The sequence below is a fragment of the Sphingomonas adhaesiva genome (genome assembly GCF_036946305.1).
In the GTDB taxonomy this organism is placed as follows: Bacteria; Pseudomonadota; Alphaproteobacteria; order Sphingomonadales; family Sphingomonadaceae; genus Sphingomonas; species Sphingomonas adhaesiva_B.
In genome coordinates, this window is record NZ_JAQIJJ010000002.1 from 35,307 (window position 1) to 51,767 (window position 16,461).

Sequence of the window (16,461 nt, forward strand, 5' to 3'; positions counted from 1 at the left end):
GTCCCGCCCCTTTCATTTGACCGTCAGCGGTGGTGCGGGCGGAACGGCACCAGCGTCGCACGCTCGGGATAACCGAAGGAACAGGCGCCACCGCCGCCGGTCGCGGACGACGCGGGGCGCAATGCCCCCGCCATCAGGTCGCCGACCCGCCGCGAGACCGCCGCCGCCCCCTGCGCATTGAGGTGCGCGGGATCCTGGAAGAAATCGCGCCGCGCCAGCAGGTCGTTGACCTCCAGCATCGGTCGCCCGGCATAAAGGCGCATGTCATAGGGCCGCGGCGGCATGCCATAGCCGGGCAGGTACAGGAAATAGACCGGCACGCCCGCCTTGTCCGCCATCTCCAGAATGCCGTTCAAATAGTGGCGCGGCACCGCATATTCGTAACGCTCCAGCGACTCGGGCAGCATGTGCAGGTTCTTGTTGTCGCGGTTCGCCTGGGCTGCCGCGTCCAACTCTGCCGGATCCATCGCCTTGGTCATCGGCGGCGACAGCGCGCGTCCACCGACGTTCACCACGCGCGTGTTGTTCACCGTCGAGCCGTCGTAATTCGCCCGATCGAACCGCGTCTTCAGCCCGAATTCGCGTGGCGCCAGCGATTCGACGCCCAATTGCACCTGCCGGTACGGCAGCCGGATCAGGTCGGCGACGTAATTCTGGTTAAGCAGCATCGGCGCGTCGAGCAGGTCGCGCGTTTCCGCGACATGGGAGAACAGCGGATGCGCCTTGCGCGTCTCGTTCTCGAACACCTCCAGCACGATCGCGCGCGGGCGCCGCGTGCGCAGCAGCTCGCGCGCCACCGCCCAGTGCATGTTGCGACCATAAGAGGGGATCGACAGGTTGGTGACGGTCAGGCAGCGCCCGTCCGGCGCACGCACGCCATCGGCGGCGATCTGCCGGGCGATCGCCAGGCCGTCCAGCCCGTTCATCGTGTGCGACGTGCCGATCAGCACCACGTCGGTCGGTGTCGGATCCGCATGGACGCGCTCGTACACCCAGCCCAGCCGGGCATAGGCCTCGGTCCGCACCGCCTGCCAGCGGACGAACGGATCGTGCGGGATCGCCGCCATCGCGACCAGCGACGCCGCCATGGTCGCCAGCCCGGTCGCGAACAGCTTCGCGGTGGAAACAATGGTCTGCATCGCGTGTCCGATCAGAAGTTGAAGTAGAGGAACACGCCCGGGTCGGGCAGCTTGGCAAAGGCGAAGGCGGCGATGCAACCCAGCGCCGCGGCGGCGACCAGCGGCGACGGCTGGCGCGCGACGGGGCGCAGCCCGTCATGCTCGATCGGCAGCCCCGGGGTCGATTCGGGATAGCGCACGATCTCCAGCACGTTGGGCAGGATGACGACGATCACGACACCCACCGCGACCGCGATCCAGCCGATCGTGCGCGCCACCAGGAAGCCCTGCACCGTGCCCGCGCCGTTCAGCCCCACCATGCTCGACAGCACCGACAGCGCGGAATGGAAGTTCTCGGCGCGGAACAGCACCCAGGCGACGATCACCGCCAGCATCGTGACCAGCCACCCGCCGACGCGCCGCGCGGCATTGTCGCCGGTGCCCATCACCGCGCGCCAGGCGTGGTTGACGATCAGGTAGAAGCCGTGGAGCGCGCCCCAGATCAGGAACGTCCAGTTGGCGCCATGCCACAGCCCGCCCAGCGCCATGGTGGCCAGCAGATTGCCATAGCGCCGCACCGGCCCGCGCCGGTTGCCGCCCAGCGCGATGTACAGATAGTTGCGCAGGAACCGCGACAGCGAGATATGCCAGCGTCGCCAGAAGTCGATGATGCTGGTCGATTTGTACGGCGAGGCGAAATTGACCGGCAGCAGGATGCCGAACATCAGCCCCAGACCGATCGCCATGTCGGAATAGCCGGAGAAATCGAAATACAGCTGAAGCGTATAGCCCAGCGCGCCTAGCCACGCATCGCCGGCCGACAGCAACGCGCCGTCGCGCACCGCGTTGAAGGTGGGATCCGCCAGCAGCGCGAAACCGTCCGCCAGCACCACCTTCTTCGCCAGCCCCATCACGAACACCGCGGTGCCGACCGTCACATACGACCGCGGCAGCCGCCCGGTGCCGGCGGCGGCGAATTGCGGCAGCATCTCCTTGTGGTGCGTGATCGGCCCCGCGATCAGGTGCGGGAAGAACAGCACGAACAGCGCATAATCGACGAAACTGTCCGCCGCCTTCCCGTCGCGCCGGCTCTCGACCAGATAGGCGATCTGCTGAAAGGTGAAGAAGCTGATCGCCAGCGGCAGGACGATGCGGCCGACATGCCAGTCGATCCCGGTCAGCGCGTCGACCGTGCTGACGAAGAAATTGGCGTATTTATAATAGCCCAGCAGCAGCAGGTTGGCGATCACGCCGACGCCCAGCAACATGCTGGCGCGTGTCCCGTGCCGCTCCATCACGCGGCTCCACCAGAAATTGACGACGATCGACCCGCTGACCAGGAAGACGTAGCGCCAGTCCCACCAGCCGTAGAAGGCCAGCGACGCCAGCACCATCCACGCCTTGGCCGCATATTGCCGCTCGGACAGCCGCAGCCAGTGATAGACGATCAGCGAGACCGGCAGAAACGCGAAGATGAAGACCAGCGACCCGAACAGCAATGTTGATGCCCCCCTCGGGCGTATGGTGCCGACGATCGGACGCACCGTTACCGGTGAGCACGCGATCCTCGCCTAAGTCCTCTTACCGCGGCGTTATCGCCCTCACCCTTCCGGCGCTACGCGCCTCCCTCCCTCTCCCGTTGGGAGAGGGAAAGCCAGGATGACGTCAGTGCTCGCGTCCGCTGCGCCACAGCGCCTGGTTCAGCGGCTCGATCAGATATTGCAGCATCGTGCGCTTGCGCAGCGGGATCAACACCTGGACCGGAAGGCCCGGCTTGATCCCCGCACCCGCCCCCTTCAGCTTCTTGACCTCCGCGATGTCGGTCGCCGGGACCGTCACCTCCCCGGTGTAGAAGCGCATGCCGGTGCGCTCGTCGCTGAAGCTGTCGGCCGACAGCCGCGACACCTCGCCGTCGAACACCGGCATGTCGCGCTCGTGCAGCGTGACGAAGCGGATCTCCGCCTTCTGCCCGACATAGACATCGTCCGCGTCATTGGGGTTGATCATCGCCTGGATCGTCAGCGGGGCAGCATCCGGCACGATCTCCATCAGCTTCTGCCCCGGTGCGATCACGCCGCCGACGGTGAAGACGTTGAGCCCCACCACCTGCCCGGTCGCAGGCGCGCGAATCTGCGTCTGGTCCAGCTGGTTGCGCAGCGCCTGCCACTTCGGCGCCAGCTCGCCCAGCTGCTCGTCGTTGCGGCGCAGGTCCGCCGAGACCTGTTGCAGGTTCTGCGAATCGAGCGCCAGCGCCTGCATCTGCGTCTCGCCGATCTGCTCGCGTGCGGCCGCGCTGCTCGACGACAGGCTGGCACGGTCGCTCGCCACGCTGGCGCGCGCGCGCTCCAGCTCGCGGACGCGGTTGATGCTGGCATAGCCCTTGTCGACCAGCGTCTGCATCCCCGCCAGCTGGTCGTCGAACAGCGCGCGCTGCTTCTCGTTCTCGGCCAGCTGCTCGCCGACGCCGCCGATCCGCTGGCGCAGCTGTGCCGCCTGTTGCCCCAGCACGCGCTTCTGCGCGCCGATCGCGCCGCGCCGCGTCGCCAGCGTGCTGACCTGGAGCCGCATCGCGTCGTCGGCCAGCTTCTTGTCCTCGCCGGTCAGCGTCGCGAACGACGCCGGCCGCGCGATCGAGGCCTGCCCGTCCCGCTCCGCCAGCAGCCGGGCACGCTCCGCCTGCAACTGGATGACCTGCGCCGCCAGCGCACGCTCGTTAGCGACCACTTCGGCGCCGGCCAGCTCGATCAGGACGTCGCCCGCCTTCACATGCTGCCCCTCGCGCACGTGCAGCGCGCTGACGATACCGCCGTCGCGATGCTGCACCGCCTGGCGGCTGCCGACGACGCTGACCGTCCCCTCGGCATAGGCCGCCGCATCCAGCCGGATGAAGGCCGCGAAGCCCAGGAACACGCCGAAGAACAGCAGCACGATCAGCCAGCCGACGCGGATGTCGCGCGCCTCCTGCGGATTGCCGACCTCCGGATCGGTACTGAGATAGCCGCCCGGCAGCGCCAGTTGGCCGGCGGAATTTGCGGGTACGATGTCGTTGGACATGATGGGTTACTCGGCCGCGTCGGCGGTGGTGGGGGCGGTGGTGGGGGCGGTTGAAGGAGCGTCGTTCTGACCGTCGGGCGCGGGCTTGGGACCGCCCGGACCGGGGTTCGGCGCACCCTGCGGGCCACCGGGTCCAGCGACGGTCGGCGGCGGGCCGTTGAGCTGGCCCAGCACGGTATCGCGCTCGCCAAAGTTCTGGACCGTGCCGTTGCGCATCACCAGCAGCTTGTCGGCATTGGCCAGGATGCCCGCACGGTGCGCGATCACCACCAGCGTCACGCCCTGCGCGCGCAGCTCGGTCAGCGCCTGCGACAGCTTCATCTCGCCATCGGCGTCCAGCGAGGCATTGGGTTCGTCGAGGATCACGATCGAAGGATTGCCGAACAGCGCACGCGCCAGCGTCACCCGCTGTGCCTGCCCGACCGACAGCCCGCCGCCATTCCACGCCAGCTCGGTGTCATAGCCCTTGGGCAGCCGCACGATGAAGTCGTGCGCACCGCACGCCTGCGCGGCGCGGATCACTTCCTCGTCGACCGACCCCGGCTCGACCAGTTCGGTGCGGAAGCGCGCGATATTCTCCTTGATCGTGCCGCGGAACAGCACCGGCTCCTGCGGGACATAGCCGATCGCGGTGCCCAGCTGCTCCTGCGACCAGGTGCGCAGGTCCGCGCCGTCCAGCCGCACCGCGCCCTGCGCGATCGGCAGCACGCCGACCATCGCCTTCACCAGCGTCGACTTGCCCGCGCCGCTGGGGCCGACCACGCCCAGCATCTCGCCCGGGGTCAGCGCGAAGGTGACGTTGCCGATCAGCAGCCGGTCGCCGCCCGGTGCCGCGACGCCCAGCCCCTCGACCGAGATCGCGCCGGTGGGCGTCGGCAGCGCGGTCGGGCTGCGCACGTCGCCGCGGCGTTCGAACAGGTCGATGATCTGGTTGTAGGCGGCGCGCGACTGGATCAGGTTCTTCCACGCGCCGTTGATGAGCTCGATCGGCTGCAACGCGCGCGAGATCAGCAGCGACGCGGCGAAGATCGCGCCCGCCGAGATCTGCTGCTCGATCGCCAGCAACGCGCCCAGACCCAGTGCCAGCGACTGGAGCAGCAGGCGGATCGCCTTCACGAACGAGGCATAGCCCGCGCTCTTGAAGTTCGCCTGCCCGACGATCGCGGTGCTCTCCAGCCGGTCGCGCAGGTGGCGGTGCATCACCGCCTGTCGCATCCCCAGCGCGCTGATGACGCCCGCCGACCCCAGCGAGGTATCGATCCCGGCATAGGCCAGCTGCGCGCGCTGGTTGGCCTCCTTGGTCGGCTCCGAGGTCGCGCGTTCGTTGAGCCACGACAGCCCCGCCAGCACGATCGCGCCGACCAGCGCCATCGCGCCCAGCGCGGGATGGATGATGAAGCAGACCGCGATGTAGATCGGTGCCCAGGGTGCATCGAACAGCGCCAGCACGCCGATCCCGGTCATCGTCTGGCGGAACACGTCGAACTCGCGCAGCACTACCGAGGTGCGCGCGCCGTTGGTGCCGACCGAGGTGTGGAGCAGCGCCTCCAGGATCGACGCCGACAGCATCCGGTCCAGCCGCGCGCTGGCGCGCACCAGCAGACGCGTGCGAACCAGGTCGAGCAGCGCGATGGTGGCGACCGCGGCGACGAAGATCAGCGTCAGCATCGCCAGCGTCACCGTGCCGCGGGTCGGCACGACGCGGTCGTACACCTGCAGCATGTACAGCGTCGGCGCGAGGTACAGGACGTTCAGGAAGGCGCTGAAAATCGCGGCATTGACGAAGTAGCGGCGACAGGCCGCCACCGCTGCCCGAACGGGCGCCGCCACCATCTTCCTGTTATCGATCGACATCCGTCTTCCCGTTCCTGCCGCGCCCCGCCGCGCATCCGTCGGCGGCAGCGATACGTCAGTTCACATAATAACCAGTGAACTTCTTGTGATAGCCATAGGCATCCGCATGCCCGGTGCTGGCATATTGGCGGATGTCGACCATCGACAGCGCCACGCCCGCGATCCGCGCATCGACCTGGTCCAGCGTGTCGATCGTCGCCTGCACCGCCTTCATCGCGGTTTGCCGCCACCGCGAGATGATGAGCGTGGCGTCGGCATGGCGCGCGATCGCGCGGGTATCGACCACCCCCAGCACCGGCGCGGTGTCGACGATCACCACCTCGAACTCCGCGCGCAACAGCCCGAACAGCCGCTCGACACGCTCGCTGGTCAGGTGATTTTCGGTGCTGGCGATCCCGGCGGTCGGCAGGATCATCAGGTCGGTCGCATTGTCCTTCACCAGCGCCTGCGACAGCGGCAGCGTGCCGTCCAGCACGCGCATCAGCCGTTCCTCATGTCCGGGCAGCAGCAGGTCGGTGACCGAGTGGCGGCGCAGGTCGCCATCGACCAGCACCGTCTTCGTCTTCCCCATCGCCAGCACGCGCGCCAGGCAGATCGACAGCGTCGTCTTGCCCTCGCGCGGCAGCGCGGAGGCGATCGCGACGACGCGCGACTGGCCTTCCTTGCGCCGCGTCGCGAACGCGCCGACCGATCGCAGCGCCTCCGCGAAGGAGGAGAAGGGATGCGTCAGGATATAGACGTGCGGCGGCGTCGAGCGATTGTCGCGCCCGACCGCGGACTTCAGGTCCGGGATCGCGCCGGCATAGGCGACGTCCAGCCGGTCCTCGACATCCTCGCGGGTGGAGATGCTGCCGTCGAGATATTCCGCCACCGCCACCGCGACCAGCCCGGCCGCGATCGCGCCGATCAACCCCATTATCAGCCCCAGCTTCATATTGGGGGAGCTGGGCGAATCGGGCAGCCGCGCCAGCGACGAAATGCTGGCGTCGGCCTGCGGCAGGTTGGCGGTCGCCGACGTCTCCTTCGCGCGTTGCAGGAACGCGGCGTAGATCGCGCGGCTCGCCTCCGCCTTGCGCTGAAGCTCCAGCAGCCCGACCTGCGCGGTGCTGTTCGCCACCAGCGCGCCGCGCGCCTGCCCGCGGCTCGCCTGGAGCGACGACAGCCCCTGCTGCGCCACCTCGACATTGGCGCGCAGCGTGGAGATGATGCGCTCGCGCTCCGCCGAAATCTGGCTGCGCACGTCGGCCAGGTTCTGCTGCGCCTTCTTCACGTCGGGGTGCAGGTCGCCATAGCGCGACTGGAGCGAGGCGAGCTGCGCGCTCGCGGTCGCCTCCTGCTCGCGCAGGACGCGGATCGTGTCGGACGCCAGCACCGCACCGATGTCGGCGCCGCCGCCGCGGCTCACCTGCCCGCGCGCCGCCGCCAGCTTGCCGCGCTCCTGCGCCAGCCGCGATTCGGCCTCGGCGATCTGCTGGTTGAGCTGCGACACCTCCTGCTCGGCCATGGTCGCGCCCTGCGCGCTCATCAGGTTGTTGGCGATCATGTAGCGCTGGACCGCGGCGTCGTCCGCCACCGCCTGCTTGCGCAGCTCGACCGCGCGATTGCCGACGAAGTCCGCCGCATTCTCGCTCAGATTCGCGCGGTGCGCCATCTGGATCGCGATGAACTCGGTGGCGAAGGCATTGGCGATCGCGGTCGCCTTGGCCGGATCCTTCGACTTGGCGGTGATGTCGATGACATAGGTCAGCCCGGCGCGGTTGACGTACACGTTGGCCAGCAGCGCGGAGGTCGCCGCCCGCTCGCGCGCATTGGCGCCGCGCTGGCCCTGCCCGTCCGGCGCGGCCGGCACCTCGTCCGCCACGAACTCGGGATCGCGATCCAGCTTCAGCCGGCGCACCACCGCCAGCGCGGTCGCGGGCGAGCCGATGATCTGCGTCTCGGTATCGACCACGTTGGTGTCCGCGGGCAGCCCCTGCACCACAGACTGCAGGTCGATCGCGTCGTTCTTGCGCGGCTCGATCAGGACGCGCGCGGTCGCGGTATAGCTGGGCGTCGCCAGCTTGAGCGCGACCACCACCGCGGTCAGCACCAGCAGCGCCGCACCGACGAACACCCACAGCCGGCGCCGGAACACCATCATCAGATATTTGGGATCGGGCAGCAGCGACCGGCCGGACCGTCCCCGCTCGCGCGAGAAGCCGTAATTGCGCTCGTCAGCCTCGGTCACGCTCGCCATGCCTCAACATACCTTCTCGATTGCGGTCGCAGCGAGCCGGGACAGGGTGCGGGCCGGACGGGCCGGACCGAATCGCGTCACGATCGCAAGCCTCCTTCGTCCGGAATCGCTTCCAGGCGATTGCCGCACACGCCATGCGGATATTGCATCACCCCGGGACCGGCAAGGAAAAGTCAAAGAAGACACCGGCCAACACCCCTGATCGCGGTAGCGCGATCGCGGCGTCGCCCCGGTTGTGGCGGCCCAATCCTTACCATGCGGTGTCCGCCACATGACCCGGCCGCCATATACGGCGGCAACAGGCAGGACGCGGATAGCCGTTCCATCATGAGACACCCCCCGCAGCATGGTCGCCCACCTGTCCCAATTTGGCAAGGACCGTGGCGTTAACCATGTCTGCGCCGTTGCGCGAATCGGCGCTCGCCGTGACCCCTCGTGACATCACAAGGACTTAGGGGGATCACAATGTCGCTTCTCGCCAACTGGCTGAACTCGGTCTTCGGCACCATCACGATCGGCACGCTGAAGTCGGACCAGATCTCCGGCACCGCTGGCAAGGACACGATCATCGGGCTGTGGGGCAAGGACTGGATCTACGGCGACGGCAAGCCGCAGCCGGGCATCGCCAAGGCCGATTTCGGCAGCGACGCGACGTGGCAGGCGCTGTCGTCGGACAAGACGTCGTTCGACCTGGTCGGCATGGACGTCAAGGCGACCGGCGGCGTGTTCAGCCACTTCCAGTTCGGGCAGGTCAACGCGCTGGGCATCCTGTCGCCCAACGACGATCCCACGAAGATCTACGCGCACGAGATCGACACCTATGTCGACGCCGCCGAGCACGTCACGATGAACTTCGAAATGGCGCAGTCGGCGGTCACCATCACGCTGCAGCAGATGTACAAGGGCATCTTCTTCAGCTGGGATCTGGTGCCGGAGAAGGTTGTCGCCACGGTGCAGTTCACCGACGGCACCTCGGCGCAGCAGACGGTGCTCGCGGTCGCCACCGCGCAGCCGGGCGAGGTGCAGCTGACGCTGAAGTCGGAGGATTTCGGCGGCCGCATGATCGCCGCGGTCGACCTGACCGCCAGCACGGAGCTGGCGCCGCAGCGCCCCGACCTGCCGGACGTGTACAAGAACTCCTATGACGCGACCCATCCCTATTCCACCTTCGTGCTGAAGGACGTCAGCTACCTCGCCGATCCGACCGCGTCGGTCGGCGGCAACGACAAGCTGTTCGGCGGCTTCGGCAACGACAAGCTGTGGGGCGGCGCGGGCGACGACTGCCTGGTCGGCGGCTGGGGCAACGACCTGCTGGTCGGCGGCTCGGGCAACAACACTTTGTGGGGCGGCGCGGGCTGCGACACCTTCGCGTTCGGCTGGCAGTCGAAGGGCTGCGACGTCGTGAAGGATTTCGAAAAGGGCTATGACAAGATCAAGCTGATGGACGGCATCACCATCCTGAGCATGGACTATTCGAAGGCCGGCACCACGCTGCACCTGTCGTCGGGCGGCAACGTCCTGCTGGCGGGCGTCAAGATCAACGACTGGCACACGATCATCTGATCCCGGCATCTGATCCCGGCATCTGATCCCGGCATCTGATCGGGTCGCCTGATCCAACCCGTTTCCCGGGGGAAGGCCCGTCGCGCGAACCATCGCGCGGCGGGTCTTTTTTTGAAGGGCGACAAGAAAGAGGACGGCGGATCGCTCCGCCGCCCCCTTTTCATATCGCGACGGGGCAAGGCGATACGGATCGCCCCGCCCCGCCCTCGCGTCACATCAGCCAGTTGCCCGACACGTTGCCGCTGGCGTCCAGATAGCCCTTCGCGGTCAGCGAGGCGATCGTCCAGTTCTCGATCGTCACCGAGCCGCCGGCAAAGGACACCCGCACCGCATCGACGGTGCCGTCGTTGTTGGTGTCGACATCGCCCAGCGTCCGCGCACCCGATGCGCCACCGCCGGTGGCGGCCAGCTTGCCCAGGAACGCGGTCACGTCGAAGTCGCCGCCCGGCACCGCCAGCGCGGCATCGGTGGTGAAGACGATCTTGTCGAGCAGCGGATCGAAATCGACGATCCGGTCGGCACCCGATGTCGCGGTGAAGAAGAACGTGTCGCGTCCCACGCCGCCACGCAGCGCGTCCGCGCCCGTGCCGCCGATCAGGAAGTCGTCGCCGTCGCCGCCCAGCAGGCTGTCCGCCCCGTCGCCGCCGAACAGCGCATCGTTGCCGGCATCGCCCTGGAGATAGTCGTTGCCGCCCAGCGCGACGATCACGTCGTTCCCCGCGCCGCCGATCAGGCGGTTCGCGACGTTGCTGCCGCTGACGATGTCGTTGAACGCGGTGCCGATCGCATTCTCGAACGCGTTCATCGTGTCGCCGGTCGCGCCCAGTCCACCGCGCCCGGTGGCCAGGTCGATCCGCACCGCCGCGATGTCGGTGGCGTAGCTGACGGTATCGATCCCCGCGCCGCCGTTCATCGCGTCCTTGCCGCCGCCGCCGTTGATGACATTGTCGCCGGCGTCGCCCTTGATGTAATCGTCCTTGGTCGAGCCGATGATGTTCTCGATACTGACGAGCGTGTCGTTGCCCGCCTTGCCGATCGTCAGGTCGATGTAGAGCCCCCTGGACGAGGTGACGAAGCTGGCGGTGTCCCTGCCGCCGCGGCCGTCGAGCACATTCGCCGCCTCGTTGGCGATCAGCAGGTCATCACCGCCGCCGCCGACCGCATTCTCGATGATCGTGTTGTACGCGATCGAGATGTTGTCCTTGAACAGCGAGCTGGTGATCCCATACTCCTTCTTCAGGTCTTCGTAGAAGTCGTATTGCGCCTGGGTGCGCGCGGGCAGCCCGGCGGCGGCGCGTGCGGCGTTGACCTCCTCCAGCGTCAGGAACTTCGCGGCCCCGCCGCCCGAGCTGAACGCGCCGGGGTTGAGGTCGATCGTCGACGGCGTGTTCCAGCCGGAGAAGTCGATCGTATCGTTGCCGCCCGCGTCGTAGATGGCGACGATCGGCCGCGTGTTCTGCGTGAAGTCGAACTCCGCACGCCCCGCGGTCGAGTTGAAGCCATAGACGGTGTTGCCGGTCCGCGTCGTCGGATCGGCACCATAGATGCGCTGGATCGCGGCGATGTCGTGGATCAGCGGGGTCGCGGCATAGGCGAAGTTGAGCAGCGTGAAATCGATGTGCTGCGCGCCCGTCTCATACGCATCGAAATAGCTCATGATGCTGTACTGGCGCGAATCCTGCGCGAAGAAGGCGTCGTTCTTGTACGTGATCGGATCGGGCACGCCGTCGCCGTCACTGTCGTCAAGCGCGTCGTAGTCGCCGGGATGGCTCAGCCCCAGCGCATGGCCGACCTCGTGGACGATCGTCGTCTTGGCATAATAGCTGTTGGTCAGCGGCGAGAAGTTGGACGACACGAAGCCGTCGATCCACACATCGCCCGACAGGCGACCGATCTTGTTGAAGTTGTACTGCGTCTTGTATTCGGCGTCATAGATGTTGCCGAACGGCAGATAGGCATAGGCCTGCGCACCGCCCGTATCGGTGTTGCCGAAGGTGATGTCGGCGTCGCCCGACTTCGTTTCCTTGAACTTGATGTTGATGAGGTCGTCCCACAGTCCCATCGTCTGGCGCGCCAGCTCGATCTGACCGGCGTTGAACGCGGAGAAGGTCGCGGCATTCGCCTCGCCGAACGAATCGGTGCCGTCCTCGTTGACGTAATAGCTGTTCTGCACCTCCTGGATGTTCTTCCAGAAGCCGAAGTTGAGCACCCCGTCGCTCAGCTCGCCATATTGGTTCAGATACCAGCTCTGGCCGGTACGGTTCAGATTCTGCGCGATCTGCGTCACGTTCCAGATCGGCTTGCCCAGATAGCTGCCCCCGGCGCTGGGATCGAGCGAGGCGGCGACCCCCGTCTCGCCGTAATCGCTCGGCCAGTCGCGCTCCGCTTCCGGTCCCTTTGCAACCCCTGTCATGTTCTTTCTCCCGTTACGCTCTGGCCCGTTACGTTCTGGCCCGTTACGTTCTGGGTGGTGCGGCCACCCGTCCTCTCCCCGGCCGGGCGGCGTTCCGCCACGGCAGGGCATCGCCAAGGGCGCGTGTCAGCACCTCCCGCATCGCCCCGGCTCCCTGGGGCGATGAGGACAGGATCAGGCCGCCGCGAACATAGGCCCCCTGGGATTCGTCATATGCCTGCGCGGGTTCGATCCGCAGCGTCAGCGTGCGGTCGGCCTCCAGCGTCAGCATGATGTTGATGGTGCCCGCCTCCGCGGCGGGCCGGTCGGCGCGCACGACCGGGATGGGTGCGCCGCGGCGCACCTCGTCCAGCGCGTCGGCGCACCATGCGGGAACGGTCGTATCGGGGGCGACGCAGACCAGCGCGATCCGCTCCATGCCGCGCCACAGGTTGGCCGGCGTCGTCGCGGGAGGGGAGGTGATCGCCACTCCCGCCGTCATCAATCCTGGAAGGGCATTCACCCAGTCGGGCAAGCAGGCACTCCGTTCACGCAGGCCATATGGTTGGCCAGCGCGACGGCACAGTCAATCGGATGTTAACGATATTTGGGCGCGATTTCGGCACGCCCCGAAGGAAGCTGACCGACCGCGCGCGTCAGTCCAGCATCAGCCGGTCGAACGCCTGCTGGTAATAGCTCGGCTGCGTCTCCGCGACGCGGGCGCGCTCCATCTCCAGATAGTGGAGCGGCACCCAGAAGCGGATGCCGTCGATCGGCGCGTCGAACCGGTCGGCATCGCCCTGCGCGCGCGTCGCCACATAGTCGAGCAGCTGGCCCAGCTTCTGGAACTGTGCCGCGGGCATCGCGACGCGCACCTCCGGGTCCATCGTGGCGGTCGCCTTGATGATACGCTGCGCCTCGTCGCGCGCGGCCTGAAGGATCTGAATCTGGTCGTCCGATGGCATGGGCATATCGCTCCTTGCCGGCGATCATAGCCTTGCGATGGTAAACGACGCGTTGACGCTCACCGCCGGTCGAGCGGCTGGCCCGAATCCTTCCACCGGTCGAGCACCTGCGACTCGGGCAGCACGGGCGCCGCGGCGGACGCGCGACGCGGCACGGCAACGACCGGCGCCGGGATCGGCGTCGAAACCGCCACGGGCGCCACGATCGCCACCGCCTCGGCCGGAGTCGGAGCGGTCGGATGCGGTCCCGGCAGTGGCTCGTGCCCGCGATAGCGTTGCGCGAAGGCGGCGCGCGTTCCCCAATAGCCCTTCCAGCGGTGGAAGAAGTGGGCGCCCACCGCATCGGTCATCACCAGCCCGCGGTTCCACGCCGGGGTCACCGCGAAGGTGTGGTAATGCGTCGCCAATCCGACCGGCGCATACACCGCGCCCGCCAGCGCCGCCGCCGCGACGCGGGTCGCGCGCGCCCAGCCGCCCCGCGACGGCGCGCGCGCCATTGCGCCGTCGCACGCGAAGCTGAACTGGCAGCCGGCCCGCTCCGACCCTTGATAGACCACGCCGCACACCGTTGCGGGAAAGGCGGGATGGCGCACGCGGTTGAGCACCGCCTGCGCCACCGCGCGCTGGCCGTCGACCGGCTCCGACCCCGCCTCGTAATAGATCGCCGCCGCGAGGCATTCGACCGCCCGCCCGCGATCCGCCGCGGCGATGCCGTGGAGCGAGAAGGGCGCCGCCGCGACCACGCCGGTGTCCGCCGCCGCCGATACCACGGGCGTCGGCGGCAGCGGCGCGGTCCCGGTGGCGCCGCGCGCGGGTGACGGCAGGGGCATGCGATCGACCGGCGCCACGATCGCGGCGGGCACCGCCCGGCTGACCAGCGGCCGGGGTGCCGCGGTCGCGCGCGGTGCCAGCAGCAGCAACGCCGCCTGTGCCGCGAACGCCCCCGCCGCGACGATCGTCGCCGCCGTCACCGCCGCCAGCGCCCGGCGCGCGTGCGCCACGGTCAGCGTCGGCAGGAACGGGGCATCGGGCGTCACGCGCATCTCCCGCGCGCCCGCGGATCGCAGCGCGCCGGTCACCGGCCCTAGTGCGACGCGGTTACTTTTCCTTTTCGCCGCGCGAATTGGCGAACAGCACCGCGGCCGCCACCGCGGCCGAGCCGATCCCCACGCCCAGCCACGTCTTGCCGATCTGCCACCGGCGCGCACGCGCCTGCGCCTCGCTCTTGCCGGTGGCGGCTTCCTCATGCGCCTTGGCGGCGGCGACGGTGGCCAGGATCTCGTTGGGTTCGTTGGTGTCGTCGGTCACGCAGACTCTCCTTTGGCGGCGCCATAGCGCGCGCGGAACGTGGTGGCGAACCCCGCCAGCGTACCGCCGGCGATCGCCGCACGCAGATCGGCCATCAACGCCTCGTAGAAGGCGATATTATGTTCGGTCATCAGCATCGCCCCCAGGATCTCGCCGCTGCGCACCAGATGATGGAGGTAGGCGCGCGTCCAGGTGGCGCACACCGCGCACCCGCATTCGGGATCGAGCGGTCCCTGATCCTCGTTGAAGCGCGCGTTGCGGATGTTGATCGGCCCGGACCGCGTGAACGCCTGCCCCGTGCGCCCCGACCGCGTCGGCATGACGCAGTCGAACATGTCGACCCCGCGCTCCACCGCGCCGACGATGTCGTCGGGCTTGCCCACCCCCATCAGGTAGCGGGGCTTGTCCGCGGGCAATTGCCCCGGCGCATAATCGAGGCAGCCGAACATCGCCGCCTGCCCCTCGCCCACCGCCAGCCCGCCGATGGCATAGCCGTCGAACCCGATGTCGGTCAGCGCGTCCGCGCTCGCCTTGCGCAATCCTTCGTCCAGCGCGCCTTGCTGGATGCCGAAGATCGCATTGTGCGCGGCATGGTCCTCTCCCCCGTCGAACGCGTCGCGGCTGCGGCGTGCCCAGCGCATCGACCGCTCCATCGCCGCCGCCTGCACCTCGCGCGTCGCGGTGGTCGGCACCAGTTCGTCGAACGCCATCACGATATTGCTGCCCAGCAGCCGCTGGATCTCGATCGAACGCTCCGGCGTGATGAGGTGTCGCGTCCCGTCGAGATGGCTGGCAAACGCCACCCCCTCTTCCGACCGCTTCGTCAGCTCCGACAGGCTCATCACCTGATAGCCGCCCGAATCGGTCAGGATCGGCCGTTCCCATCCCATGAAGCGGTGCAGCCCGCCCAGCCGCGCGACCCGCTCCGCACCGGGGCGCAGCATCAGGTGATAGGTGTTGCCCAGGATGATGTCCGCACCCGCGCGCTCGACATCGGCGGGCTTCATCGCCTTGACCGTCGCGGCGGTGCCGACCGGCATGAACGCGGGCGTGCGAATGACGCCGCGCTCCATCGCGATCTCCCCGGTGCGCGCCGCGCCATCGGTGGCGTGAATCGAGAAGGCGAAACGGGTCACTGCATATCGTCCGGCGTGTCGTTGGGGGGCGTGGTGGTGGGCGGAGGCGGCCCGCGCCGCCCGCGGCCCCTGGGCGGCGCGTCCTTCCCGTCCGGGCGCCGCCCCGCGGTGGGGCCGCGCGCATCGACCGGCGCGGTGCGATAGGTGATCAGCTCGGCACGGCTGATCGTCTTGCTGCCATCCTTGTCGTAGCGCGCGAACAACCGCGAGAACTGGTCCTGCAACTCCTCCAGCGTGATCTGCCCGTCATTGTCGCGGTCGACCTCGAACGGGCTGGGCAGCGCGTTGCGATCGCCCAGGAACCGCTCCGCCCAGTCGGCGAAGGCGATGTAGCGCAATTTGCCGGTATGCGCGGTGTCGATCGCCTCGAACGAGGCACGCACGCCCGCCAGCACCTCCGACCGGTCGACCAATGCATCGCCATCGCTGTCGAAGGTCGCGATCATCATCGCGACCGGCTCCACCACCATGGTCGCGGGCGTCTGCGGCTGTGCGGGCTGCGGCCCCTTCACCACGATCGGCGGCCCGTCCTGCTGGGGAGCGGCGGCGGCGGCCAGTGCCAGGAACAACGCGATCATGCCCGCCCCCGTGGCAGAGGCGGGGCGGCGTTGACAAGCGCTGGCGTGGCCTGAACCGTCATGCCGGACGTGATCCGGCATCCATCGACCCGCAGGCGCTGCGCTCGCGGAGGGATGGACCCCGGGTCAAGCCCGGGGTGACGACGATCGTATGGCAAGGTCGCCCACCCCGACCACCCCGTCATCCCGGACTGGTTCGATGCTTGTCCCATTCAGACAAGCGCGCCACCCCGGCGAAGGCCGGGGTCCAGTCGGGA

At 68.3% G+C, this 16,461-nt stretch carries 13 protein-coding genes; 1 reads left to right on the forward strand and 12 read right to left on the reverse strand.

The window, feature by feature from the left end:
• Window positions 1–23: 23 nt before the first annotated feature.
• From PGN14_RS00335 to PGN14_RS00355, 5 genes are all read right to left on the reverse strand, one after another.
• On the reverse strand, window positions 24–1,139 hold the full coding sequence (locus PGN14_RS00335; RefSeq protein ID WP_335297414.1) for a hypothetical protein: 1,116 nt from the start codon (window positions 1,137–1,139) through the stop codon (window positions 24–26).
• Window positions 1,140–1,150: 11 nt separating this feature from the next.
• The gene (locus tag PGN14_RS00340; protein WP_335297415.1) at window positions 1,151–2,617 is read right to left on the reverse strand and encodes an MBOAT family O-acyltransferase; all 1,467 of its coding nucleotides are present in this window, start codon (window positions 2,615–2,617) and stop codon (window positions 1,151–1,153) included.
• A gap of 166 nt (window positions 2,618–2,783) precedes the next feature.
• The gene (locus PGN14_RS00345; protein WP_335297416.1) at window positions 2,784–4,172 is read right to left on the reverse strand and encodes an HlyD family type I secretion periplasmic adaptor subunit; all 1,389 of its coding nucleotides are present in this window, start codon (window positions 4,170–4,172) and stop codon (window positions 2,784–2,786) included.
• 6 nt (window positions 4,173–4,178) lie between these two features.
• Window positions 4,179–6,026 carry a type I secretion system permease/ATPase gene (locus PGN14_RS00350; protein WP_335297417.1) on the reverse strand — a complete coding sequence of 616 codons (1,848 nt, stop codon included), beginning with the start codon at window positions 6,024–6,026 and terminating at the stop codon, window positions 4,179–4,181.
• Between the two features lie 55 nt (window positions 6,027–6,081).
• Entirely contained in the window at window positions 6,082–8,262 is a 2,181-nt protein-coding gene (locus PGN14_RS00355) for a GumC family protein (RefSeq protein WP_335297418.1), read from the reverse strand.
• 465 nt (window positions 8,263–8,727) lie between these two features.
• On the opposite strand from PGN14_RS00355, the gene PGN14_RS00360 reads away from it, so the two are divergent.
• Window positions 8,728–9,825 carry a M10 family metallopeptidase C-terminal domain-containing protein gene (locus PGN14_RS00360; protein WP_335297419.1) on the forward strand — a complete coding sequence of 366 codons (1,098 nt, stop codon included), beginning with the start codon at window positions 8,728–8,730 and terminating at the stop codon, window positions 9,823–9,825.
• 211 nt (window positions 9,826–10,036) lie between these two features.
• Here the strand turns inward: PGN14_RS00360 and PGN14_RS00365 are convergent, their stop codons facing one another.
• From PGN14_RS00365 to PGN14_RS00395, 7 genes are all read right to left on the reverse strand, one after another.
• The gene (locus tag PGN14_RS00365; protein ID WP_335297420.1) at window positions 10,037–12,238 is read right to left on the reverse strand and encodes a M10 family metallopeptidase; all 2,202 of its coding nucleotides are present in this window, start codon (window positions 12,236–12,238) and stop codon (window positions 10,037–10,039) included.
• Window positions 12,239–12,281: 43 nt separating this feature from the next.
• A complete protein-coding gene (locus PGN14_RS00370) occupies window positions 12,282–12,707 on the reverse strand; it encodes a hypothetical protein (protein ID WP_335297421.1) in 426 nt (141 codons plus the stop codon).
• 166 nt (window positions 12,708–12,873) lie between these two features.
• Window positions 12,874–13,182, reverse strand: coding sequence for a hypothetical protein (locus PGN14_RS00375; RefSeq protein WP_335297422.1), 309 nt, complete (start codon window positions 13,180–13,182; stop codon window positions 12,874–12,876).
• Between the two features lie 59 nt (window positions 13,183–13,241).
• Complete coding sequence (locus PGN14_RS00380) at window positions 13,242–14,219, reverse strand: cell wall hydrolase (RefSeq protein WP_335297423.1); 978 nt, start codon at window positions 14,217–14,219, stop codon at window positions 13,242–13,244.
• Between the two features lie 61 nt (window positions 14,220–14,280).
• Window positions 14,281–14,490: a hypothetical protein gene (locus PGN14_RS00385; RefSeq protein WP_335297424.1), complete on the reverse strand. Its 210-nt coding sequence runs from the start codon at window positions 14,488–14,490 to the stop codon at window positions 14,281–14,283.
• Window positions 14,487–15,626 (reverse strand): tRNA guanosine(34) transglycosylase Tgt, encoded by a 1,140-nt coding sequence (gene tgt, locus PGN14_RS00390; protein ID WP_335297425.1) that lies wholly within the window; start codon window positions 15,624–15,626, stop codon window positions 14,487–14,489. The genes PGN14_RS00385 and tgt overlap by 4 nt, the downstream gene beginning before the upstream one ends.
• Complete coding sequence (locus tag PGN14_RS00395; protein WP_335297427.1) at window positions 15,623–16,204, reverse strand: EF-hand domain-containing protein; 582 nt, start codon at window positions 16,202–16,204, stop codon at window positions 15,623–15,625. Before PGN14_RS00395 ends, tgt begins: the two co-directional genes overlap by 4 nt.
• Window positions 16,205–16,461 lie beyond the last annotated feature (257 nt).

Excerpts from the sequence above, each read along its gene's own strand:
- PGN14_RS00335 (WP_335297414.1), bottom strand. The coding sequence starts at position 1,139 with ATGCAGACCATTGTTTCCACCGCGAAGCTGTTCGCGACCGGGCTGGCG.
- PGN14_RS00345 (WP_335297416.1), bottom strand. The coding sequence starts at position 4,172 with ATGTCCAACGACATCGTACCCGCAAATTCCGCCGGCCAACTGGCGCTG.
- PGN14_RS00350 (WP_335297417.1), bottom strand. The coding sequence starts at position 6,026 with ATGTCGATCGATAACAGGAAGATGGTGGCGGCGCCCGTTCGGGCAGCG.
- PGN14_RS00355 (WP_335297418.1), bottom strand. The coding sequence starts at position 8,262 with ATGGCGAGCGTGACCGAGGCTGACGAGCGCAATTACGGCTTCTCGCGC.
- PGN14_RS00360 (WP_335297419.1), top strand. The coding sequence starts at position 8,728 with ATGTCGCTTCTCGCCAACTGGCTGAACTCGGTCTTCGGCACCATCACG.
- PGN14_RS00365 (WP_335297420.1), bottom strand. The coding sequence starts at position 12,238 with ATGACAGGGGTTGCAAAGGGACCGGAAGCGGAGCGCGACTGGCCGAGC.
- PGN14_RS00375 (WP_335297422.1), bottom strand. The coding sequence starts at position 13,182 with ATGCCATCGGACGACCAGATTCAGATCCTTCAGGCCGCGCGCGACGAG.
- PGN14_RS00395 (WP_335297427.1), bottom strand. The coding sequence starts at position 16,204 with ATGATCGCGTTGTTCCTGGCACTGGCCGCCGCCGCCGCTCCCCAGCAG.